This is a genomic window from Streptomyces rectiverticillatus, assembly GCF_013394065.1.
In the GTDB taxonomy this organism is placed as follows: Bacteria; Actinomycetota; Actinomycetes; order Streptomycetales; family Streptomycetaceae; genus Streptomyces; species Streptomyces rectiverticillatus.
This window is the reverse complement of record NZ_CP040752.1, coordinates 7,235,848-7,256,698: the sequence shown is the minus strand read 5'-3', so window position 1 is coordinate 7,256,698 and position 20,851 is coordinate 7,235,848. Positions and strand designations below refer to the sequence as shown.

The window sequence follows — 20,851 nt, the reverse complement described above, 5'->3', positions numbered from 1 at the left end:
CGAATCCGGGGTCTTTCTCACCCGGCTCCACCGGGCGGTCGGCTCCATACCCTGCCACTCACCCAAAAGCAAACCGGATAGTACGTATCTTATCACCGAGCCGGCTAACCACCGGGACGCACGAATCCACTTAGAGGAGAGACGTGTCTCAGATCCTGCTCAGCCCCGCTCCCCGTGCCGACGAGAGCACCCCGCAGCACGCCGACGGGGCCGTCCCGTGCCGGAACGTCCGGCTGCAGGCCGATCAGATCGACGCGTCCGGCCGGCTCCGCACCTCAGCCGCAGACCTTAGCGCCGAAGACTCGCGGACCGGCAACGGTGCCGGCAACGGTGCCGACGCCGCTGGCGCCGGCCCCGGGGCCGGCGCCAGCGGCCGCATCGCCAAGGAACTGGTCCACCTCAGCTTCGACGACGCCGTGTACCTGACCGGCTGCGAGCAGCAGGACGCCACCCATTACACCGTCTCCGCGGTCTGGCCCGCCCACACGGCCCATCGCATACCCGGCCACGGCACCCACTACGAGACCCTCGCCGTCGCCCAGACCATTCGCCAGGCAGGTCTCTTCCTCGCCCACACCGCCTACGCGGCCCCGCTGGACCACGCCACTCTCCTGCGTACCTTCTCCTACACCCTCAACACCGACGCCGCCGTCGACACCCACCGGGCGACGCCGCTGCACATCAACATCACGGCCACTCCCACCACGACGCGCAACAAGCGCACCACCGCCCTCCACCTCCACATGACCGTCACCGCCGCCGGCTCCGGCTCCGGCGACGCGGGCGACGCGGACTCCGAGACCGTTCTCGCCACGGGCGAGACCGACTTCGAGTGGATTCCGCCCATGGTCTACCGCCGCCTCCGGGGTGCGTACCACCGGCCGCCCACGACGCTGCCGCCCGTCACGCCGCCGCTCCCGCCCGTGCAGGTCGGCCGCACCACGCCCGACGAGGTCGTGCTCACCCCCACGGCACAGCCCCGCACCTGGCAGCTGCGCCACACCTTCGACAACACCGTCCTCTACGACCACGCCGTCGACCACGTCCCCGGACTCGTGCTCATCGAGGCCGCCAACCAGGCCGCGTACACCGTCACCGCACCGGTCACCGAGGCCGTCACCGCAGGCACGGACGCGGACACGGACGCGGACACAGACACGGACACGGGCCCGTGCGCCTGCGCCCCGGACACCGCGGGCACCGGCTACCGCCCCCAGCCCACCACCACGCACACCACGTTCCACCGGTACGCGGAGTTCGACGCCCCCCTCACCGTCACGACCGAGACCCGTACGACCTCGCACACCGTCACCCACACGACGGTCGGGCTCCAGAACGACCAGCCCGTCTTCACCACCACGCACACCGCTCCCGCACCCGTCGCCTGACGGGACGGGGACGGGGGCGAGGCGAGCAAGGCAAGGCAAGGCGCACCACAGCGGAATCACGGGCGGAGCCCGGCAGCCGGATCAGGCCGCCGGGCTCCGCCCGCGTCACACCGCCGTGCAGCGTCACACCATCGTGAATCCGCCGTCCACGGGCAGCACCGCTCCCGTCACGAACGACGCCCGGTCGCTGCACAGCCAGGCCGCAGCCTCCGCGATCTCGGCCGGCTCGGCCGTGCGCCCCTGCGGCGTCAAACGGTGGAGCTCCGGCTCGATGTGCGGGTTCCGCTCGAACCAGCCGGCGATGATCTCGCTCCGCGTCGTCCCCGGCGCGACCGTGTTCACCCGGATGCCGTGCGGCGCGTACTCGGCCGCCGCCGCCTTCGTCAGGCCGATCACCGCGTGCTTCGACGCGATGTACGGCGCGGCGGCGGGTATCGCCACCATCCCGGCGACGCTGCTGTTGTTGACGACGGATCCGCCCGACCCGGCCTCCACCATGGCCGCGAGTTCGTGCCGCATCACGTTCCAGACGCCCCGCACGTTCGTATCCATGATCGCGTCATAGGCGTCGTCCTTCATCAGGTGCATCGGCTCCTGGTCCCACCCGATTCCGGCGTTGTTGAACGCGGCGTCGAGGCGCCCGTGCCGCTCCACCGCGAATTCCACCGCCCGGCGCGCATCCCCCTCGTCCCGTATGTCGCCCACGACGAACGCGGCGTCGCCACCGCCCCCGCGGATCTCCTCGCACAGCACCGCCAGGCGCTCTTCCCGGCGCGCCGTCAGCACCACCGCGGCGCCCTCGCGCGCGAACACCTTCGCTGCGGCAGCACCGATACCGCTGCTCGCCCCCGTCACCAGAATGCACTTACCGGCAAGAAAACCCTGATGTTCAGTCATGGCGGGAATCCTGCCATCCCGCTGCGCAGACCCGGTCGGCCCCTCCCGCCACCCGAGTGGCGCATCGGATGGCTCGCAGGCGGGCGGGAAGGGGAAGGAACCCCGATGTGCCCGGGCTTCGTGACCCCCTGACGATGCTGGTGAGGCGCGGCAGGGAACCCGCGGTCGTGCAGACGGTCCGGTCCACCGCAGCCGCGGTGATCGCCTATGTCGTGGCGCTGTGGCTGAGCAACGAGCCGGCCCCGCTGACCGCGCCGCTCACCGCGCTGCTGGTCGTCCAGGTCACCCTGTACGCCACGCTCACCACGGGGGTCCGCCGGGTCAATTCCGTGGTGGCCGGCGTCCTGATCGCGATCGGCTTCAGCGTGCTGGTCGGGCTGTCGTGGTGGAGCCTCGGGCTGATCATCCTGGCCTCCCTCGTCATCGGGCGGTTCGTGAAGGCGGGCGAGTTCGTCCCCGAGGTCGCGATCAGCGCGATGCTCGTCCTCGGGGTGGCGCAGGTCGCGGAGACGGCCTGGGGCCGGGTGCTGGAGACCCTGATCGGCGCGGGCGTCGGGCTGCTGTTCAACGTCCTGCTCGTCCCCCCGGTGTGGGTGCAGCCCGCGGGGGAGGCCATCGAGGACCTCGCCCGCCGGATGCGCCACCTCTTGCAGGACATCGGTGAGGAGATCAGCGGCCACATCCCCGTGGAGGAGGCCGCGGCCCGGCTGCACGCGGCCCGGCGCCTCGACCACGACATCGTCCAGGTGGACGCCTCGCTGCGGCAGGCCGAGGACAGTCTCCGCCTCAATCCGCGTGTGAAGGAGGGGCTCCTCTACCGGGTCGTGCTGCGCACCGGGCTGGACGCACTCGAAATCACCGCGGTGGTGCTGCGCGTGACCTGCCGGACCCTCACCGACCTCGCGACCCACCGCAGGGAGGAATCGCTCTTCCCCGAAGAGACCGCCGCCGCGCTCCGGAAGGTCTTCACGAACATGGCCCTGGCGGTCGAGCACTTCGCCATCGTCATCACGACGCACGTCACCACCAGCGCCGAACACGCCGAGGAGAACCTCACGCGCGAACTCGACGCCGCCCGCAGGACCCGTGACCGCGCCGCGGACCTCCTCCTGCGCCAGGTGCAGCTGCATCCCCGGCAGTGGCAGCTGCACGGAGCGCTGCTCGCGGAGATCGACCGCATCCTCGACGAGCTCGACGTGGAGAAGCGCACCGAGCGGCTGACGCAGGAGCTCGACCGCCACTCCCGGGAGCAGCGCGAGCGCTATCCGCGCCTGCACCGCGTCGCCGAGCGGCTCCGCAAGAGTCGCTACGGGCGTCGCAGCACGCTCAAGTAGCCCGGCGACGTTCCGCAACCCTGGCGTGACGCGGCGCGGCGATCTACGATCGCAGGCGGCTTGGGCATATGTGCGAGGGGGGCTCGTGGTACTGCCATTGACCGCCTTGAAGCATGCCGTGCGGGCCTGCCCGCCCACCACCGGCTCCGGGGGGCCGCGATGACCCGGCGCGGCTACCGGGTCATGTGCCCGCCCGTCCCTACGACCGCGGGAGAAGCGACTGAGATGCACTGGAGGCATCTGCGCCGCCGATGCCAGAAGGTGATCGGCCGGATTCCTGTGCCGGACCCTTTCTCCGCACAGGACCTGTGCGAAGCCCTTGCGGCCGAACGCGATCGGCCGCTGCGTCTACTGGCACTGCCCACACCGACCGTCCCCGGGACTCCGTCGGGAATGCTGCTGTCCGTCGAGACTCAGGACTTCATCCTCTACGACGGGCAGACCAGCCCGTTGCACCAGGAGCACATCATCGTCCACGAGATCGGGCATCTGGTGTGCAACCACCGCTCCGCGCTCGACGACACCCGGCTCCACCGCCATCTCGACATCACCGATCCCCGCTCGGTGCGCCGGGTCCTGCCGCGGATCCGCTACGGCGACGAGCAGGAGCAGGAGGCGGAGATGATCGCCACCCTGATCCTGGAGGCGGCCGGGCGGGTGCCGGCGCCGACGCTGCTGTCGGGGATGCTCGGCGGCCTGGAATCGGCGATGGGCCTGCGGGTGGGCCGTCCTGCGGGGGCTTCGTGCTCACCTGGATAGAGAACGCGGGCATCGCCGCCCTGTGGTCGGCGGCGGTCGTCAGGGCCCCGCAGGCCGTCCGGCACCGGGAGCAGCGGCCCCTGTGGTTCGCCGTCGTCATGATCGCCCTGGCGATGTCCATGCACCTCGAACCCGTGACGGCCGTGCTCGCGCGCATCGTCCCCGGGGCGCACTGGGTGGATCTGACCACCCATCTGTTCAGCATCGTCGATGCGGCGGCGGTCCTGTGGTTCATCCACGGGGCGGCCGGTCGCCATCGCCGCACGCACCTGCTGTTCGGCACGGCGGTCGCCGTCATGGCCGCCCTCGTGCTGCTGGACGTGCTGGGGCCGGCGCACGCGCGCAATCAGATCGCGCCGTCCCGGAGCACGGCGAGCGTGCCGGACGCTTACTGGTGGGTGTTCTTCGCCTTCCACCTCACGGCCGACACCTTCTGCGGATTCGTGTGCTGGAGTTACGGCCGGCACGGCACGCCGCGCCTCCTGCGCTACGGGCTGCGCCTGTTCGGCACCGGCATCCTGCTGGCCTCCGTGCTGTGGTCGCTCAAACTCGTCTACCTGTCTACGCGTTCACCGGTGTTCGCGCCGCTGTTCTCGCCCGTGACCGGTGTCGAGGCGGCGTTCATGGCGCTCGGAGTGGCGCTTCCGGTGTTCGCGCGGATCCGGACCCACCTGCAGTACCGAAAGTCCTACCGGGGCCTGGAACAGCTGTGGCAGGACCTGACCACGCACACGCCGGACGTCGTCCTGCGCCCGGCGAACCGCATCGGCGCGGCGGCCGTCCCCCTCCAGCTGCGGCTCTACCGCCGGGTCATCGAGATCCGTGACGCGATGATCGTCCTGCGCAACTACATTCCGCCGGCCACGCTCGAATCCATCCGTCAGAGCGTGGGGCGGCAGTCCCTGCCGGAACACCTGGTGGAGGCGCACATCACGGCGTCCTGGCTCACGGCCGCCCTGCGGAACAAGCACGACGGCCACAAGCCCCATGCCCAGACGGCGAACCTCACGGGGCCCACGGACCGGGACGCGGACGAGTCCTCGGCGCGCAGCCTGACCCACGAGATCGACCGTCTCCTGCTCGTCGCGTCCGCCTATCACGCGACCACGACCGCCCCGCAGCCCGCGGGCAAATGAGATGACCCGCGGGCAAATGAGATGAAGAGTTAGAGAAGAGACAGAAGAGAAAGGACGGCGGACCACCGTGCTCATCGCCTTCACCCTGACCCCCGTCGGCGTCGGAGAGAGCTTTCCCGACGAGATCGCCGACGCCGTGAGAATCATCCGCGAATCCGGGCTGCCGTACCGCTCGGATTCCATGTACACCATGATCGAGGGCGAGTGGGAGGAGGTCATGGACGTCGTCCGGCGGGCCACGGAGGCCGTCGCCGCGAGGGCGCCACGGGTCCAGCTGGTCCTGAAGGCCGATCTGTGGCCCGGGAAGCCCGGCATGCTGGACGGAAAGATCAGCATGTTCGAACAGCACATGGCCGACCGCGGGCAGTGAGCGTGCGCGCGCATGGCGTCGGGGGGCCATCCGTGTTGCGATGGAGGATGGAGAAAGGAAAACCGGCCACGACGGGAGGAGCGATCATGGCACGCAACAAGCCGCTCAAGGCCCGCGACATCATGACGGCGGGCGCGAAGTGCGTCGGCGAGCACGAATCGCTGCAGGACGCGGCGAAGATGATGCGCGAGCTGCACGTGGGCGCGCTGCCCATCTGCGGTGACGACGACAGGCTCCAGGGCCTGGTCACCGACCGGGACATCGTCATCCAGTGCGTGGCCGACGGTGTGGATCCGGCGAGTGTGGAGGCGGGCTCGCTCGGCGGGGAGCTGCACTGGATCGACGCGGACGCGAGCGCGACGGACGCCCTGGAGTCCATGGAGCAGCACCAGATCAAGCGGCTGCCGGTGATCGATGTGCAGAACGGCCACCGCCTCGTCGGCATGATCTCGGAGGCCAACCTCGCGCAGAACCTCTCCGACAAGCAGATCGCGGAGTTCGCTTCGCGGGTGTACGCGGGCGCGCACTGACCGCCCGCATCACGGTGGTTCGAGGGCGGGCACCCGCTAGCTCTCGGGGCGTGCCAGCGCGAGCGTCCCGGTGGCCGTGGGTGCCACTGCCGCCCTGAGGTGGGCCATCGCCCTCTCGCACAGGCCTGCCGCATCGGGGTCGGTGGAGGTGACGCTGAGGAACAGCCGGCCGCCCAGACCGATCAGGATGACCACCGGGGCGCCGGAGAGCGTGGTGTGGGCCACGCCGTGGAAGGCGGTCAGGCGCAGATCTCCGTACGTGTCCGGGATGGACATGCGGACGTTGCTCAGCGCCACGTCGAAGCGCGCGCCCTTCTGCTCACTGCGGTGGAGCAGCGCAGTGAGCATCCGGTGGGGCAGGGGCATCAGCCGGAAACCGGCCACGAGGGGACGCAGTTCCTCCGGGTGCAGGCGACGGTGCAGGCGTTCCTTCACGTCGCGGGCCCGGTTCCAGAAGCCGTCCTGAGGTTCCGGGTCGACGGGGAGGACGAAGCTGGCGGCGTAGAGGCCGACGGACTCCTGGGGCGCGGGCACCAGGATGCGGCGCAGGTCCGCCGCGACGGCGATGCGGGCGGGCCCGGAGGCCCGCCGGGCGCGGGCGAAGGCCGTGCAGAGGGCTCCGTGGACGGTGGTCCGCTCGGCGCGGCAGCGCTCGAGCAGCGCGCTGGTCTCCGCCTTACCCATCGTCCAGGTGCGGCAGGTCAGCGGTGTGGCGGGGCCGCAGGCCCGGGCCGGTCCGGTGGCCTGGCCGGGGATGCGCAGGGACCGGGAGAGCTTGACGAGGTCGGAGGGGCGCACGCGGGGCCCGGGGAGGAGGACGTCCGCGGAGGGCGCGGCGACCACCTGCTGTTCCGCTGCTGGTGCGGCCAGGTGCTCGAGGATGTCGCGGATCACGATGGCGGCGGAGTGGCCGTCAGCCACGACGTGGTGGAAGGCGGCGAGCAGGTCGAACGACGTCCCTCCGTCGACGAGGACGAACCGTGCCAGGGGGCCGCTGGCGGGGGTGAACGGACGTTGAAGCTCCTCCTCCATCACGCGGGTGAGGGACCGTCCGGCGCCGGCACCCACCACGCGCAGGGGCGTTTCGGGCACGTCGCGGGTCGTGAGCCACGCCCGCCAGGGGCCGGTGCGCTCCACGCGGGCGCCGAGGAGGGGATGCCGGTCGCGGACGGCGGCCAGGGCGTGCCGCAGCCGGGCGGGGGTCGTCGCTCCCTCCACGTGAACGGCGGCGACGACGGTGGCGGGCAGTGCCTCACCCGCCGCCCAGACCACGCGTTCGTACGGGGAGAGGCGTCGGCGCACGGTCATGTGCTGCTCCGGAAGTCGAGGGGTGCGGGACTCAGGATGCTGCGGAGTCCGTCGGGCCAGGTGATGCGGGGGGTGAACGAAGGGATGGAGCCGGGTGCGGTGGTCCAGGAGGGGTGCCGGGCCTCGCCGACCTTGTCCGGGTTGAGGATGCCGGTGCGGCCCAGGGTGCGGGCGGCGGCCAGGGCCAGGGGGACGGGGAGGTGCACCACCCGGGGCGGGCGACGGCCCATGGCTGCGGCGACGGCCGCGCCGATGTCGCTCCAGAGGTGCTCCGTGCCGTCTCCTGCGTGGTAGACCGCGCCCGGCGTGCCGGATTCGGCGGCGGCGAGCAGGGCCCGGCACAGGTCGTCGACGTGCAGCAGGGAGTAGCGGCGGGGGCCGCGGCGGCCGACGGCGGGGAGCAGTCCCGTCCTGGCGGCCGCGGCCAGGTGAGGCAGGAAGTGGCGGTCGCCCGGCCCGTAGACGATCGGGGGGCGCACGGTGAGGGCGGGCAGGCGGGTGTCGGCCTCCCGCAGGGCCTGTTCGCCGCCGAGTTTGCTGCGGCCGTAGGCGGAGACGGGAGCCGGTGGGTCGTTCTCGTGACGCAGCCGCCCGGGGCCGCTCGCGGCCAGTGAGGAGCAGTAGACGAGGCGGGGCGGGTGGGGCTGAGCGGCCAGGGCGGCCACCAGGCGCCGTGTGCCTCCGGTGTTGACGGTGGTGAGGGCCTGGAGGTCGGCGGCGTGGGTGAGGGCGGCGAGGTGGACGACGACGTCGGCATCGGCCGTGGCCCGGCGCAGCCCGGTACCGGTGACGAGGTCGACGGTCTCGGTGCGCGTGCCGGGGACGGGGCGCCGGGGGTCGCGTACGAGCGCGGTGACGTCGTGGCCGAGCGCGGTGAGGTGCGCGACGAGGCGGGTGCCGATGAATCCGGTGGCGCCGGTGACGGCGTATCTCATCGGGCGGCGTCCGGAGCGGGAGAAGGGGCGGGGGCGGCGGCGAGGGCGCGGTGGTAGAGGCGGTGGGTGCGGGTGTGGACGGCGCCCATGGCCCGGGCGTAGCGGGCGGCGTCCTGGTTGTCCTCCAGGATCCAGGAGTACTCGTTCTCGGTGTATCCGAGGCGCGCGGCGGCCTCCTGGGCCCGGCAGAAGAGGGCGGCCATCAGCCCTCGCCCGCGGTGTTCCTTGGTGATGCCGGAGGTGGAGGCGCGGGTGCGGGTGATGCGGCGGCGCGCGAGGCCGGCCCGGACGAATCCGAGGGGCAGGCCCCAGGTGGTGAGGCGGCCGCGGGCCGCGGCCAGCGCCTGGTTGGCGTCGGGGAGCCAGAGCGTGAAGCCGGCGGGCTCGCCGTCGACTTCGGCGATCTGCAGCAGGCCGGGCTGGAGGAGGGGCTTGAGGCGGCGGCTGAGGTGCCTGAACTCGGCGTCGGTGAGGGGCACGGAGGCGTAGTTCTCGGCCCAGGCCTCGTTGTAGATGCGCTGGACGACCGCGAGGTCCTCGTCGTAGCGGCGGCGGTCGAGGGGCCGCACGCGTACGCCGGGGGCGGCCAGGGCGCGCCGGGCGGCACGGCGGATGACCGCGGGGGCCTCGCCGTCCGGTGGCACGGGGCCGGTGAAGGTGTGGAGGTCCTTGGCCTTGGTGAAGCCGTGTTCGGTGAACAGCTCGGAGTAGTAAGGGGGGTTGTGCGGCATCTGGACGGTGGGCGGGCCGTCGAATCCGTCGACGAGCAGGCCGCATTCGTCGTTGGTGGTGAAGCTGAGGGGGCCCAGCATGCGGTCGGCCCCCTGCTCGGCCAGCCACCGGCCGGCGGCGGTGAACAGCGCACCGGCGACGGCCGGGTCGTCGGTGGATTCGAAGAAGCCGATGTGACCGGTGCCCGCCCGGTGGCGCTGCTGGTAGCGCGGGTCGATGTGGGCGGCGATGCGCCCGAGGAGGACCGGCCCCCGGTGGGCGATGAAGAGCTGGACGGTGCCGGTGGAGTGGAAGGGGTTGCGGCGGGGGTCGAGGCAGGCGCGCAGCTCGTACTCGAGAGGGGCGACCCAGTGGGGGTCGTGGCGGTAGAGCCTGTAGGGCAGCCGGATGAAGGCGGTGGTGGCGGCGCGTCCCCGCACGGGGGTGATGGTGACGTCGGTCATCGTGCGGTCTCCGGGGCGGGGGCCTGACGGGGGCGGGCCAGGACGGGGACGGCGGGGGCCGGCGGCAGACGCCGGGCGGCCGCGAAGGCGTCGGTGATGCGGTCGACATGGGCGTCGGTGTGGGTCGCCTGGAGGGTGACGCGGATGATGCAGCACCCTTCGGGTACGGCCGGGGGTCCGACGGGGTTGGTGTAGACGCCTGCGTCGAGCAGGCGCTGCCACAGCCCGACGCAGGCGGCGGGCTCCCCGGCCCGTACGGCGATGACCGGTCCGGCGGGGTCCGCGGCGGTCTCTTCCGTTGCGGTCGCCGGGCCCGTGTCGTAGCCGAGGCCGGCGAGTCGCTCGCGGAGGCGGGCGGCGAGGGCCAGGACGCGGTGGCGCCGCCAGGGCTCGGCGATGCTGATCTCCAGGGCGCTCGCGGCGGCCGCGAGGGCGGGCGGGGGCATGGAGGCGGAGAAGAGGACGGCCCGGGCTGCATAGCGCAGATAGGTGATGACGCGGGCGGGGCCGGCGAGGAACCCCCCGGTGGAGCCGAAGCACTTGGAGAACGTGCCGGTGAAGAGGTCGACCCGGTCGTGGACGCCGAAGTGCTCGGCGGCGCCGCGTCCGGAGGGCCCCAGCAGTCCGATGTCGTGGGCGCCGTCGACGATGGTGCGGGCGCCGTGGCGGCGGGCCAGGGCCGTCAGGGCGGGCAGCGGGGCGAGGGCGCCGTCCATGGAGAACATGCCGTCGGTGACGACGGCCTTGGCGGCGGCGGGGTCGGCGTCGGTGAGCAGCCGGTCGAGGTGTACGGGGTCGCGGTGGCGGTAGCGGAGGCGGCGGGCGGCGCCCAGCCGGATGCCGTCGATCAGCGAGGCGTGGTTGGCGTTGTCGCTGAGGACGACGTCGCCGGTGCCGAAGAGGGCCGCGAGGGCGAGGTTGGCCTGGAAGCCCGTGGTGACCACGGCGGCGTCCTCGGTGCCGAGGAAGTCGGCGACGGCGGCCTCCAGTTCGCCGTGCAGCGGGAGGGTGCCGTTGAGCGTGCGGGCGCCCGAGCAGGAGGCTCCGTAGGTGCGGAGGGCGGCGCCGGCGGCGGCGGTGACCCTGGGGTCGGTGGCCAGGCCGAGGTAGTCGTTGCAGCCGGCCATCACGACCTGCCGTCCGTCCATGAGGGCTTCGCCGTCGCGGGCGTGGAGGGGGCGGTAGTAGGGGCGGACCGGCGTGGCGTGGACGGCTTGCAGGAAGGGGGAGTTGAGGGGCTTGTCGAAGAGGTCGGCGGATCGGTTGCTGTCGGGCATGGGGGCGTGGGGCTCATTCCGTCGGCGGGAGGGAGCTGGGGCGCGTGCACGGGGTGGGGCACGGGAGGAGCGGGGGTGGTGCGCCTGCAGCCTGCCGTGCGGGGACGCGCGGAGCCAGGACGTCGGGGCCGCTTTCACTCACGCGTGGCCCTCATTGGCTTTTCCTCTCGTACCTCTATACGATCGCCCGCCCCCGGCCCGGGGGCTCTGCACGCCGGTCACCGCCGGGCTCGTTCCGGGTTGCGGGGTGGTGGGGCCGGGCGCAAGGTGAGCGTAAAGATCACCCGCCCCTGCCCGAAGGAGTTCGTTCATGGGTGCTTCCCGCAGAACCGCTCTCATGGTCTCCGGTGTTCTCTGTGGTGCGCTGGCCCTGGGTGCGACCGGCTCCGCCGTCGCGTCGGCCGGCTTCCCGCCCCCGATGCCGCCCACCGTGCCCGTGGTGACCGAGCCGTCGGCCTCGGATCCCCGAGCGGCGCGCGAGGCGGCCGCCGGCGGCGCCCGGGCCATCGACCGCAACGTGATCGGGCAGCGGGCCGCGGCGGCCGTCGAGGAATGCTCCGCGGCGGACACGGCCGGGAAGGCGGAGCAGGGCGGGACGTGCGCGAAGCTGAAGGGCCACCTGGAGGAACTGCGGCACGCCCGGGCGGCGCTGGCCGAGCAGGCGAAGGCCGCCCGGCCGGACCTGAAGGAGATGGCCACGGCCACGACGGACGCCGCCGCGGCCACGGCGCACCTGGCCAAGGACGGCGTCGACGTCTCCGACCTGGCCCGCAGCCCGGGCCACAAGGGCGGCCGGGACGACGGCCGCGACTCGTCGGGGCTGCTGTCGGTGGTCACGTGGCTGCTGGGCGGGCTGGTGCACACGGTCGGCGGGGTCGTCGGCGGGCTGGTGGGCCTGGTCGGCGGGGTGTTGCAAGGGATCCTGGGCTGAGAGCCTGCGGAACCGGCAGGGGCGGTGCGGGCCTCGACGGGCCCGCACCGCGGAACCCGCCGCCGGGACCGCCGGCCGACCCGGGCGCCTACGCACAGTAATCAACCCGCCAGAACTCATGAGCGGGCGGCGGCGAAAACCGAAGGTGCGCCAGGGGAAGAGGACTACCCGGCCCCGGCCGCCGTCACACGCTGCGTCACCGGAGCGGGGGAGAGATCCGCGGATCCGGCCTCCTCCGCCCGGTGGATCCCCCGAGAGTTGCACTCATGAGCCTCACCACTGCAGGCAAAACTCCCGGACCCGTCCGCTTCTATCTGGCGTGCGACCACCACGGCTGTACCACCCACACCACCTTCGACCTCGTCATCCCCGACCCCGGCCCCTCACGCGACGACGACCTGTGGGGGCACCTCCTGCACCACACGCACACGGCCACGCCCCACATCAAGGAGCTCGGCTGGAGCTACATCCACGGCAACGGCTACACCTGCCCGACCCATCAAGTACCGGCCCTGCCCAGCGCCTCCTGACGTCCCGTCGAGGCGCCTCCCGGCTCCGGCCCCTCTCAGGGGCCGGGCCCGGGCCGACCGGGACCTGCCCCGCCCGCCCCCGGCCCGGCACCCGGAAGCGCCCCCGCGAGTGGCATGCTGACGGCGTGAGCAGACCGGAAATCCATGTCACCGTCGCCCCTGAGCTGCAGCTCTTCGTCAACTCCGAGCTGCGGCGGAAGCGGGCGCCCGTCGCGATCGACGCGTCGTCGTCGCTGGGCCACGTCATCGAGTCACTGGGCGTCCCGCTCACCGAGGCCGGCCTGCTGCTCGTCGACGGACGGCCCGCGCCCGCGGCCCACGTCCCCGCGGCGGGGGAATCGGTGGAGGTGTGCGCGGTCGAGCGCCCGCAGCAGGTGCCCGGCGCGCCGCTGCGCTTCCTCCTCGACGTGCATCTCGGGACGCTCGCACGCCGGTTGCGCCTCCTGGGCGTGGACGCGGCCTACGAGAGCGAGGACATCGGCGACCCCGCCCTCGCGGCGCTCTCCGCGGCGCAACGCCGGGTGCTGCTCAGCCGCGACCGCGGGCTGCTGCGGCGGCGTGAGATATGGGCCGGCGCCTACGTCTACAGCGACCGGCCCGACGAGCAACTGCGCGACGTCCTGAGCCGCTTCATGCCGGTGCTGGCGCCGTGGACGCGGTGCACCGCGTGCAACGGGCGGCTCGCGGACGCCGAGAAGGACACCGTGGCGGAGCGGCTGGAGCACGGGACGCGGCGTACGTACGACGTCTTCGCGCAGTGCACGGCCTGCGGGCGCGTGTACTGGCGCGGGGCGCACCACGAGCGGCTGGAGGCCATCGTCGAGGACGCCGTGCGGGAATTCGGCGGACCGGCGGTGTGAGCCGTCCGCCGGGGCGTGCCGTACCGCTGAGGGCGGCGTGACGGAATGTAGCGTGCTGTCCGGATTCCGCAAGCCGGTTCCGACTCCGGGAGCCGGTCGTGCACGGGAGCCGGTCGCGTCCGGAGGACGGTCATGCTCAAAGGATTCAAGAGTTTCGTCATGCGCGGCGACATCGTCACCGTCGCCGTAGGCCTGATCATCGCGCTGGCCCTCAGCACGCTCATCAAGGCGTTCACCGACTTCATCATCAACCCGGTCATCGCCCGGGCCCAGGGCGGGCATTCGATGGGGCTGGGCTGGCAGCTCGGCCGGGCGGGCAACAAGAACACGTACCTGGACCTCGGCTCGTTCCTCTCCGCGGCCGTCTACTTCCTCATCTTCATGGCCGTGGTGTACTTCGTGATCGTCGTCCCGTACAAGCACGTGCAGGCGCGGCGCGGGATCGTGGTCTTCGCGGATCCGGGCCCGCTCAAGACCTGCCCGGCCTGCCTGTCGGAGGACCTGCCCGCGGCGGCGCTCAAGTGCCGCTACTGCGGCAGCGAGCAGCCCCCGTCGGCCGCGCCGGGCGGCAGGCCCGCGCCCGGGACACTCTGAGGGCCTGCCCCGTGCGGGGCTCCGGCCGGTGGCGACCGGCCCCGCACGCCGGGTCAGGGCCAGGTGCGGTTGCGGGCCTCGGCGCGGGCGCGCCGCTCCTCCGTGCGGATGCGGCGCTCCTCGGCGGCTCGCCGCACTCCTTCGGCCCGTCGCTCCGCGTAGCCGTTGGGCTCCACGACATGGAAGCACTGGCCGCAGACGTAACCGCCCTCGGGGCCCTCGATGACCGGATTCAGACAGTCCTTACACAGCATCACGACAGCATTCGGCCGGGAAACAAGACACCACCATTATTCCGTCCGCCTCCCGCAGCGGCAGCACAATCCGTTGCCATCAGCCACCCGGAGTAACCAAGCCCGCGCGCGATACCACTCCCCTATATACGTCACATACGTCCTATGTCCTATAGGGCACTGTGCAGCCGGGGCCGGACCACCCGGCCGAGGGGGTCCGGCCCGGTGCGGGCGGTTCGTGAGGGGGCTGCGGTTCGTGACGGTGGCTCAGCCCATCGCGGCCCGGGTGACCGGGGAGTCCTCCAGGGTGCCGCGGTTGACGTCCTTGCACAGCGGGACGGCGCTGACGTTGCCGACGTAGGCCGCCGCGACCCAGGTGGGGCGGTTGCGCAGCATGTACCAGACGTCGTTCCCGCCGACGCTCTGGGCGTGGACCTTGCAGCGCAGCCCGATCTTGGCGCCGCGGCCGAAGGTTCCCCGTACGGTCGAGTCCGTGCTGGGGTACATCCGCTCGTTGACGCCCGTGGGGCTGGTGATGGTGCCGGCGGGGCGTTGCGGCACCGGCGGGACGCCGGGGCCCGAGGCCGCCTGGGCGGATCCGGCGACCAGCAGCGAGCCGGCCAAGGCGGCCACCACGATGGCGTCCGTCGAGATCTTCTTGCTGCGGGCTGCGAGGGTCCTGGGCATGGGGGCTCCCTGTGTGCGGGGTGAATGAAGCAATGCCGACGTACCACGCCGCAATCTTTAATAAACCTGGACAAAGCACTCTCAGCCGGACGGGGGTGGGTCCTTGCGGGCCCGGCTGGGCTGAACGCGCTTCGGCTCGCCCTTCATCTTCGGGTGCTCGGGCGGATAGGGCAGGTCGCCCAGCCCGTGCTCGCGCTCGTCCCGGTCGGCCAGTTCCAGGGCGGCCTCCAGCCCGCACGGCCGGTCCTCCATGCCCGCATGCAGATCGCCCACGGCCTCGAACCGGGCGGGCATGGTGGCCAGGTCGAAGTCCTCGGGCACCGCGTCGCCGGCCACCTCGTCCCACGTCAGCGGTGCGGAGACCGGAGCGTGCGGGCGGGGCCGCACCGAGTAGGCACTGGCGATGGTGCGGTCGCGGGCGGTCTGGTTGTAGTCGACGAAGACCTTGGCCCCGCGCTCCTCCTTCCACCACGCCGTGGTGACCTCCTGCGGCGACCGCCGCTCCAGCTCCCGCGCGACGGCGATGGCCGCCCTGCGCACCTGGACGAACGTCCACCGCGGTGCGATGGGCACGAACACATGCAGCCCGCGCCCGCCGGAGGTCTTGGGCCAGCCGGTCAGGCCCAGCCCGTCGAGGACCTCCCGGAGTACGAGGGCGGCACGGACGGCCTCCGCATAGCCGGTGCCCGGCTGCGGGTCGAGGTCGATGCGCAGCTCGTCGGGGTGCTCGGTGTCCGTCCGGCGCACGGGCCAGGGGTGGAAGGTCAGGCAGCCCAGGTTCGCGGCCCACAGCACGGCCGCGGCTTCGTTGGGGCAGATCTCGTCGGCGTAACGGCCGCTGGGGAAGGCGATCCGGCCGGTCGGGATCCAATCGGGCAGGTTCTTCGGCGCCCGCTTCTGGAAGAAGGACTCCCCCTCGACGCCGTCCGGGTAGCGCTCCATCGTGGTCGGGCGGTCCTTGAGCGCCCGGACGATGCCGTCGGCGACGGCGAGGTAGTAGCGGGCCAGGTCGTACTTGGTGAAGCCGCGCTCGGGAAAGTAGACCTTGTCCGGGTGCGACAGCCGTACCGTCCGCTCCCCGGCGGTGAGCTCCAGCGCCTCCTCTGCCATACCCCTCACGCTAGAGGCCCGCGCCGCACGGCGCCTGCGGGCGGCGGACGGCGAACAGCGACGCGGGGACGCGGGGACGCGCGAAGAGGCGGCCGGGGCCCGGGGCCCGCACAATCGCGGTCATGGATCTCCCCGTGATGCCCCCGCTGCAGCCGATGCTCGCCAAGTCCGTGGCGAAGATCCCGCCCGGCATGCTGTACGAGGCGAAGTGGGACGGCTTCCGGGCCATCGTCTTCCGCGACGGCGACGACGTCGAGCTGGGCAGCCGCTCCAGCAAACCGCTCACCCGCTACTTCCCCGAGCTCGTCGAGGTCTTCCGCGAGCAGCTCCCGCCCCGCTGCGTGCTCGACGGGGAGATCGTCATCAGCCGCGGCGGGCGCCTCGACTTCGACGCCCTGCTCGAACGCATCCACCCCGCCGACTCCCGCGTCCGCCATCTGGCCGAGGTCACTCCGGCGAGCTTCATCGCCTTCGACCTGCTCGCCCTCGGCGAGGAATCCCTGCTGACGACCCCGCAGCGGGACCGCCGGGACGCACTGACCTCGGCGCTGCAGGGCGTACGGGCCCCGGTCTACATCGCACCGGCCACCTACGACCTCGAGACGGCCCACGCGTGGTTCGAGCAGTTCGAAGGGGCCGGGCTCGACGGGGTCGTCGCGAAGCCGCCCGCCTCCCCCTACCGGCCCGGCGAGCGGGCCATGGCCAAGATCAAACACGAGCGGACCGCCGACTGCGTCGTCGCCGGGCTGCGCCACCACAAGAGCGGGCCCGTGGTGGGTTCCTTGCTGCTCGGCCTCTACGACCCGGCCGGGCGGCTGCAGCACGTCGGGGTCTGCGCCTCCTTCCCCATGCGCCGCCGGCAGGAGCTGATGGCCGAGCTCGAGCCCCTGCGCATGCCCACGGTGGAGGGGCACCCGTGGCAGGAGTGGGCCACCGAGGAGGCGCAAGCCGCCGGCCGGATGCCCGGCGGGCCCAGCCGGTGGACCGGCACCAAGGACCTGTCCTGGGTGCCCCTGCGCCCCGAGCGGGTCTGCGAAGTCGCCTACGACCACCTCCAGGGCGACCGCTTCCGGCACACCACGCAGTTCCGCCGCTGGCGCCCCGACCGCGAGCCGCACCAGTGCACGTACGCCCAGTTGGAGGAGCCGGCGGCCTACAAGCTGGCCGACGTCCTTCAGCTGTGAGCTCCGCGGCGGGCGCCGCCCGCGGCGTCCCCGCTCAGAGCGTGCGCAGGGCGGGGAGCAGCTCCCTCTTGGCCCAGTCCAGGTACGGAGCCTGCTGGTCGCCGCCGATCTGGACGAGGGCGACCTCGGTGAACCCCGCCTCCGTGTACGCCCGCACCGCCTCGACGAAGCGGTCCACATCGGATCCGCAGGGGATCGCCTCGGCGACGTCGTCCTTGGTGACGGAAGCGGTCGCGGAGGCAAAGGCCGCGTCGTGCGGCAGCTCGGAGTTGACCGGCCAGCCGAGCCCGAACCAGCGGAACTGCTCGTGGGCCCGCTCGACCGCCGCGTCGTGGTCGGTGTCGTAGCACACGGGCAGCTGTCCGATGCGGGGCTTTCCGGCGCCTCCGTGGCGGTCGAACGCCTCCAGCAGCTCCCTTCGGGGCTCGGTCGCGATGACCACGTCGGCCAGATGGCCGGCGAGGCGGCAGGAGTGCTCCCCCGAGACGGCGATGCCGATGGGCGGGGCGGGCTCGGGAACGTCCCACAGCTTGGCGTGCTCGACGTCGTAGTGGGTGCCGTGGTGGGTGACGAGCTCCCCGTCCAGGAGTGCCCGGATGAGGAAGACCGCCTCTTCGAGCATCTCGTGCCGGACGCTGACGCCCGGCCAGCCGCGCCCGACCACATGCTCGTTGAGGTTCTCGCCCGACCCGAGCCCGAGGCGGAAACGCCCCTGCGAGAGCAACTGCACCGTGGCCGCCTGCTGGGCGACGACCACGGGGTGGTAGCGCGTGGTGGGACAGGTCACGAACGTCATGAGCGGAATCCGCGACGTCGCCTGCGCCGCGGCGCCCAGGACGGCCCATGCGTTGGGCGAATGGCCCTGGGACGCGAGCCAGGGAAAGTAGTGGTCGGAGGTGACGGAGAAGTCGAATCCCGCGTCCTCCGCGCCCACCACGTGCGCGACGAGCTCACGGGGGCCCGCCTGCTCGGTCATCATCGTGTATCCGATGTCCACCATCGTGCCTCTCCTCCGATTTCCCCTTTTTCAGATCCCGTTCGGCGTAATCCGACGTGTCTGACGGGTCGACACCTGTCACTCTGTCTGGAATGGACAGATCGGCCGATATGAAATATTGGGGGATCGATGTCACACAAGTCCCGGCGACACACGGCCCGGCCCCGCAAGGCCCGGGCGTCCATGACGAGAACGACGAGAACGACGAGACCGGCGGGAACGAAGAAGACGACGAGAAACAGGGCACTGCGCTGCGGTGCGGTCGTCCTGGTGTGCGCAGGGGCGCTGTCGCTGGCGGGACCGGCCAGCGAGGCACTGACGGAGGACGACGACAACCTCGATGCCACGTCCCCGTTCTGGGTCGAGCCGCGCGGGCCGGCGGCCCGTCAGGTGCGGGTCTGGCAGGAGCAGGGGCGCGAGGAGGACGCCGACGTCCTGCAGCGCATCGCGAAGGAGCCCATGGCGGTCTGGCTGACCGGTGACGATCCGAAGGCGCAGGCCGAGAGCGTCACCCGGCAGGCCGAGCGCAGCGGGGTCATTCCCGTGCTGGTCGCCTACAACATCCCCCAGCGCGACTGCGGTCAGTACTCGTCGGGCGGCGCTCCCGACGCCGCCCGCTACCGCGCCTGGGCCGCGCGGGCCGCGGCCGGGATCGGCGCGCGCCGGGCCTGGATCGTCCTCGAACCGGACGCGCTCGCCCAGTGGGCGTCGGGCTGCGTTCCCGCAGCGGCCGCCAAGCAGCGCCTGGCACTCATCGCGCAGGCCGTGCGGACCTTCAAGTCCAAGCCCGGCGTCTCCGTCTACATCGACGCCGGAAACCCCGGCTGGATCCGGGACCACAACATGATGGTCACGGCGCTCACCGAAGCGGGGATCGCGGAGGCCGACGGGTTCGCGCTGAACGTCTCCAATTTCCACACGACGCCCGTCACCCGCGCTTACGGCGACCGTCTCTCCGCCCTCCTCGGCGGTGCCCATTACGTCATCGACACGAGCCGCAACGGCAACGGCCCGCTTCCGGCGCCGCCGGAGGACGGGAAAAAGAAGAAGGAGAAAGAAAAAAAGAAGGGGAAGAAGAAGCCCCTGCCGGGGGCCGCCGAGGCCAGGAGGGCCGTGGGCACGCGGGGCCCCGGGGACGGAGCGGAACCGGAGGCCGGAGACGGGGAGGAGGAACACGAGCCCGAGTCCTGGTGCAATCCGCCCGGGCGGGCGCTCGGCGCCCCGCCCAGCACCGCCACGGGGAACCCGCGCGTCGACGCCTTCCTGTGGATCAAGCGGCCGGGCGAGTCCGACGGCGCCTGCCGCGGTGCCCCGCCGGCGGGCCGCTGGTGGGCCGAGTACGCGCTCGACCTCGCCCGCGCCACGCCGTCGCACCTCATGCAGCCCTCCCTGGAGCCCGGGCAACCGGAAGTCCCCCTCCTGCCGTCCGTGCTTCCCGCCAACCCGCCGGGCAGCGCGCCGGCCGACGGCGCGCAGGCGCCCGCCGCTTCCGGCCCCGCGTCCGCGCCCGCGTCCGCTCCTGCGCCCGCGCCGGCACCCGTGCCCGCCGCCCCGGTCCCCGCACCCGCCACGGCGCCGACGGCCGGATCTACCCAGGGGCCCGCCCCCACCGCGCCGCCGGCGGCGCCTGCCGGGCCGCCCACGGACCCGCCCGGTGACAAGCCGGTTCCGCACTTTCCCGGCACGAGCCCGGCAGAGCCGGGACATCATGGGTGAACGACTCCCGGCGCGCGAGCACGCCGGCACATGGGCGGCGCAGATCCGCGCCTCGGAGTACGTTCCGGGGCCGTCAGTAGTGCCAGCGCGGCTTGCCGCTGTCGCTGCCGCAGATGATGACCCGGCCCTGAGCGTCGTGTGTGCGTGACCCCGCATCGGCAGAGCGGCAGAACTGGCCCGCCTTGTAGCAGTTGCCGGCGTCGGAGCGGATCTCGCACGTCGTACCGGGGTTGCGCGCCGCGGGCGTACGGGCCGCGGAGCCGGCCGCACCGGTGTGCTCGGCCGCGGGCGGGGTGGCCGTCCTGCGCGGCGGCTTCGGCAGGACCGGCGAGGGCGCTGCGCTGCGGGAAGGCGCGGTGGCCGGGGCTTCCGGCGGCGGCGTCGAGGACGACGACGGGGACGGGGTCGCGGAGACCGAAGTGGAGACAGCGGGCGAGGGCTTCTTGCCCGGCGACGTGTCCTCGTCACCCCCGGTGCAGCCGGCCAGCGTGAGCACGCCGGCCAGGGCTATCCCGCAGGCGGCGACCCAGCGACGGCGAAAGGCGGAGGGGGACATGGAAGAGGAAGGGGTAGGGGTAGGGGTAGTCGGGGAGGATTCGGAGGAAGACATGGCCAGGGGACTCCACGAGCGGAACGGGCAGGGAAAAAGCCGCACTTCGAAATCCGCGATTCCGCTTTGTTGCGGACACGGGAAATCGCTGCCGACACGTGGGGGGAACCAACTTGGCTCACCCACATTAGCGGCATCACGCCACGCAGGTGAACCAAGATCTCAGGAAATACGCGGTCGACCGGGGCGGCGCTGTGCCGCGTGCGGGACGGGAGTTGGCCGGCCGCCTGCACCCGTACCCCGCCCGCTCGGCGCACTCGGCGCACTCGGCGCACTCGGCGATCCGCACG

The 20,851-nt window shown here is 72.4% G+C and carries 21 protein-coding genes and 1 pseudogene; 12 read left to right on the top strand and 10 right to left on the bottom strand.

All coding sequences use genetic code 11. The annotated features are described in order from the left end of the window. Positions 1-143: 143 nt before the first annotated feature. Positions 144-1,388 (top strand): ScbA/BarX family gamma-butyrolactone biosynthesis protein, encoded by a 1,245-nt coding sequence (locus tag FGW37_RS31405; RefSeq protein WP_179084171.1) that lies wholly within the window; start codon positions 144-146, stop codon positions 1,386-1,388. A 123-nt stretch (positions 1,389-1,511) separates the two neighbouring features. On the opposite strand, the gene FGW37_RS31400 is transcribed toward FGW37_RS31405, so the two are convergent. Then, positions 1,512-2,285 carry an SDR family NAD(P)-dependent oxidoreductase gene (locus tag FGW37_RS31400; protein WP_179084170.1) on the bottom strand — a complete coding sequence of 258 codons (774 nt, stop codon included), beginning with the start codon at positions 2,283-2,285 and terminating at the stop codon, positions 1,512-1,514. Positions 2,286-2,392: 107 nt separating this feature from the next. Between FGW37_RS31400 and FGW37_RS31395 the strand changes: the two genes are divergently transcribed. The 5 genes from FGW37_RS31395 (at position 2,393) to FGW37_RS31375 (ending at position 6,414) form a co-directional block, all read left to right on the top strand. Further along, the gene (locus tag FGW37_RS31395) at positions 2,393-3,619 is read left to right on the top strand and encodes an FUSC family protein (RefSeq protein ID WP_246430661.1); all 1,227 of its coding nucleotides are present in this window, start codon (positions 2,393-2,395) and stop codon (positions 3,617-3,619) included. Between the two features lie 393 nt (positions 3,620-4,012). Beyond that, entirely contained in the window at positions 4,013-4,378 is a 366-nt protein-coding gene (locus FGW37_RS31390) for a M48 family metalloprotease (RefSeq protein WP_179084168.1), read from the top strand. Next, positions 4,363-5,514 (top strand): MAB_1171c family putative transporter, encoded by a 1,152-nt coding sequence (locus FGW37_RS31385; RefSeq protein ID WP_179084167.1) that lies wholly within the window; start codon positions 4,363-4,365, stop codon positions 5,512-5,514. The genes FGW37_RS31390 and FGW37_RS31385 overlap by 16 nt, the downstream gene beginning before the upstream one ends. A 67-nt stretch (positions 5,515-5,581) precedes the next feature. After that, the gene (locus tag FGW37_RS31380; protein ID WP_179084166.1) at positions 5,582-5,884 is read left to right on the top strand and encodes a thiamine-binding protein; all 303 of its coding nucleotides are present in this window, start codon (positions 5,582-5,584) and stop codon (positions 5,882-5,884) included. 86 nt (positions 5,885-5,970) lie between these two features. Then, the gene (locus FGW37_RS31375) at positions 5,971-6,414 is read left to right on the top strand and encodes a CBS domain-containing protein (protein ID WP_179084165.1); all 444 of its coding nucleotides are present in this window, start codon (positions 5,971-5,973) and stop codon (positions 6,412-6,414) included. Positions 6,415-6,450: 36 nt separating this feature from the next. Here FGW37_RS31375 and FGW37_RS31370 read toward each other — a convergent pair whose 3' ends face one another. The 4 genes from FGW37_RS31370 to FGW37_RS31355 are packed head-to-tail and all read right to left on the bottom strand — an operon-like array spanning position 6,451 to position 11,109. Beyond that, the gene (locus FGW37_RS31370) at positions 6,451-7,722 is read right to left on the bottom strand and encodes a condensation domain-containing protein (protein ID WP_179084164.1); all 1,272 of its coding nucleotides are present in this window, start codon (positions 7,720-7,722) and stop codon (positions 6,451-6,453) included. Then, complete coding sequence (locus FGW37_RS31365) at positions 7,719-8,657, bottom strand: NAD-dependent epimerase/dehydratase family protein (protein ID WP_179084163.1); 939 nt, start codon at positions 8,655-8,657, stop codon at positions 7,719-7,721. The genes FGW37_RS31370 and FGW37_RS31365 overlap by 4 nt, the downstream gene beginning before the upstream one ends. Further along, positions 8,654-9,832: a GNAT family N-acetyltransferase gene (locus FGW37_RS31360; protein ID WP_179084162.1), complete on the bottom strand. Its 1,179-nt coding sequence runs from the start codon at positions 9,830-9,832 to the stop codon at positions 8,654-8,656. Before FGW37_RS31360 ends, FGW37_RS31365 begins: the two co-directional genes overlap by 4 nt. Continuing rightward, the gene (locus FGW37_RS31355) at positions 9,829-11,109 is read right to left on the bottom strand and encodes an aminotransferase class I/II-fold pyridoxal phosphate-dependent enzyme (protein ID WP_179084161.1); all 1,281 of its coding nucleotides are present in this window, start codon (positions 11,107-11,109) and stop codon (positions 9,829-9,831) included. The genes FGW37_RS31360 and FGW37_RS31355 overlap by 4 nt, the downstream gene beginning before the upstream one ends. Before the next feature lie 310 nt (positions 11,110-11,419). Here FGW37_RS31355 and FGW37_RS31350 point away from each other — a divergent pair, with 310 nt between their 5' ends. The 4 genes from FGW37_RS31350 to FGW37_RS31335 all read left to right on the top strand — a co-directional run bounded on the left by FGW37_RS31350 (position 11,420) and on the right by FGW37_RS31335 (position 14,024). After that, positions 11,420-12,040 (top strand): hypothetical protein, encoded by a 621-nt coding sequence (locus FGW37_RS31350; RefSeq protein ID WP_179084160.1) that lies wholly within the window; start codon positions 11,420-11,422, stop codon positions 12,038-12,040. 266 nt (positions 12,041-12,306) lie between these two features. Further along, a complete protein-coding gene (locus FGW37_RS31345) occupies positions 12,307-12,570 on the top strand; it encodes a hypothetical protein (RefSeq protein ID WP_058043386.1) in 264 nt (87 codons plus the stop codon). A 125-nt stretch (positions 12,571-12,695) separates the two neighbouring features. Continuing rightward, a complete protein-coding gene (locus FGW37_RS31340) occupies positions 12,696-13,430 on the top strand; it encodes a Mut7-C RNAse domain-containing protein (RefSeq protein ID WP_179084159.1) in 735 nt (244 codons plus the stop codon). Positions 13,431-13,562: 132 nt separating this feature from the next. Then, the gene (locus FGW37_RS31335; protein WP_179084158.1) at positions 13,563-14,024 is read left to right on the top strand and encodes a large conductance mechanosensitive channel protein MscL; all 462 of its coding nucleotides are present in this window, start codon (positions 13,563-13,565) and stop codon (positions 14,022-14,024) included. 53 nt (positions 14,025-14,077) lie between these two features. Here the strand turns inward: FGW37_RS31335 and FGW37_RS31330 are convergent, their stop codons facing one another. From FGW37_RS31330 to ligD, 3 genes are all read right to left on the bottom strand, one after another. Beyond that, positions 14,078-14,278, bottom strand: coding sequence for a hypothetical protein (locus tag FGW37_RS31330; protein WP_058043383.1), 201 nt, complete (start codon positions 14,276-14,278; stop codon positions 14,078-14,080). Positions 14,279-14,524: 246 nt separating this feature from the next. Continuing rightward, on the bottom strand, positions 14,525-14,944 hold the full coding sequence (locus FGW37_RS31325) for an SH3 domain-containing protein (RefSeq protein ID WP_179084157.1): 420 nt from the start codon (positions 14,942-14,944) through the stop codon (positions 14,525-14,527). A gap of 81 nt (positions 14,945-15,025) precedes the next feature. Further along, positions 15,026-16,054, bottom strand: coding sequence for a non-homologous end-joining DNA ligase (gene ligD / locus FGW37_RS31320; RefSeq protein WP_179084156.1), 1,029 nt, complete (start codon positions 16,052-16,054; stop codon positions 15,026-15,028). Positions 16,055-16,176: 122 nt separating this feature from the next. Between ligD and FGW37_RS31315 the strand changes: the two genes are divergently transcribed. Beyond that, positions 16,177-17,238, top strand: coding sequence for an ATP-dependent DNA ligase (locus tag FGW37_RS31315; RefSeq protein WP_179084155.1), 1,062 nt, complete (start codon positions 16,177-16,179; stop codon positions 17,236-17,238). A gap of 34 nt (positions 17,239-17,272) precedes the next feature. Here the strand turns inward: FGW37_RS31315 and FGW37_RS31310 are convergent, their stop codons facing one another. Beyond that, positions 17,273-18,238: an LLM class F420-dependent oxidoreductase gene (locus FGW37_RS31310; RefSeq protein WP_179084154.1), complete on the bottom strand. Its 966-nt coding sequence runs from the start codon at positions 18,236-18,238 to the stop codon at positions 17,273-17,275. Between the two features lie 243 nt (positions 18,239-18,481). Between FGW37_RS31310 and FGW37_RS31305 the strand changes: the two are divergent. Beyond that, positions 18,482-19,603, top strand: a pseudogene (locus FGW37_RS31305) (glycoside hydrolase family 6 protein); the annotation flags it as partial. A 421-nt stretch (positions 19,604-20,024) separates the two neighbouring features. Here FGW37_RS31305 and FGW37_RS31300 read toward each other — a convergent pair. Further along, positions 20,025-20,507 carry a hypothetical protein gene (locus tag FGW37_RS31300; protein ID WP_179084153.1) on the bottom strand — a complete coding sequence of 161 codons (483 nt, stop codon included), beginning with the start codon at positions 20,505-20,507 and terminating at the stop codon, positions 20,025-20,027. Between the last annotated feature and the right edge of the window lie 344 nt (positions 20,508-20,851).

Excerpts from the sequence above, each read along its gene's own strand:
- FGW37_RS31400 (WP_179084170.1), bottom strand. The coding sequence starts at position 2,285 with ATGACTGAACATCAGGGTTTTCTTGCCGGTAAGTGCATTCTGGTGACG.
- FGW37_RS31390 (WP_179084168.1), top strand. The coding sequence starts at position 4,013 with ATGCTGCTGTCCGTCGAGACTCAGGACTTCATCCTCTACGACGGGCAG.
- FGW37_RS31375 (WP_179084165.1), top strand. The coding sequence starts at position 5,971 with ATGGCACGCAACAAGCCGCTCAAGGCCCGCGACATCATGACGGCGGGC.
- FGW37_RS31370 (WP_179084164.1), bottom strand. The coding sequence starts at position 7,722 with ATGACCGTGCGCCGACGCCTCTCCCCGTACGAACGCGTGGTCTGGGCG.
- FGW37_RS31365 (WP_179084163.1), bottom strand. The coding sequence starts at position 8,657 with ATGAGATACGCCGTCACCGGCGCCACCGGATTCATCGGCACCCGCCTC.
- FGW37_RS31360 (WP_179084162.1), bottom strand. The coding sequence starts at position 9,832 with ATGACCGACGTCACCATCACCCCCGTGCGGGGACGCGCCGCCACCACC.
- FGW37_RS31355 (WP_179084161.1), bottom strand. The coding sequence starts at position 11,109 with ATGCCCGACAGCAACCGATCCGCCGACCTCTTCGACAAGCCCCTCAAC.
- FGW37_RS31350 (WP_179084160.1), top strand. The coding sequence starts at position 11,420 with ATGGGTGCTTCCCGCAGAACCGCTCTCATGGTCTCCGGTGTTCTCTGT.
- FGW37_RS31345 (WP_058043386.1), top strand. The coding sequence starts at position 12,307 with ATGAGCCTCACCACTGCAGGCAAAACTCCCGGACCCGTCCGCTTCTAT.
- FGW37_RS31335 (WP_179084158.1), top strand. The coding sequence starts at position 13,563 with ATGCTCAAAGGATTCAAGAGTTTCGTCATGCGCGGCGACATCGTCACC.
- FGW37_RS31330 (WP_058043383.1), bottom strand. The coding sequence starts at position 14,278 with ATGCTGTGTAAGGACTGTCTGAATCCGGTCATCGAGGGCCCCGAGGGC.
- FGW37_RS31325 (WP_179084157.1), bottom strand. The coding sequence starts at position 14,944 with ATGCCCAGGACCCTCGCAGCCCGCAGCAAGAAGATCTCGACGGACGCC.
- ligD (WP_179084156.1), bottom strand. The coding sequence starts at position 16,054 with ATGGCAGAGGAGGCGCTGGAGCTCACCGCCGGGGAGCGGACGGTACGG.
- FGW37_RS31315 (WP_179084155.1), top strand. The coding sequence starts at position 16,177 with ATGGATCTCCCCGTGATGCCCCCGCTGCAGCCGATGCTCGCCAAGTCC.
- FGW37_RS31310 (WP_179084154.1), bottom strand. The coding sequence starts at position 18,238 with ATGGTGGACATCGGATACACGATGATGACCGAGCAGGCGGGCCCCCGT.
- FGW37_RS31300 (WP_179084153.1), bottom strand. The coding sequence starts at position 20,507 with ATGTCCCCCTCCGCCTTTCGCCGTCGCTGGGTCGCCGCCTGCGGGATA.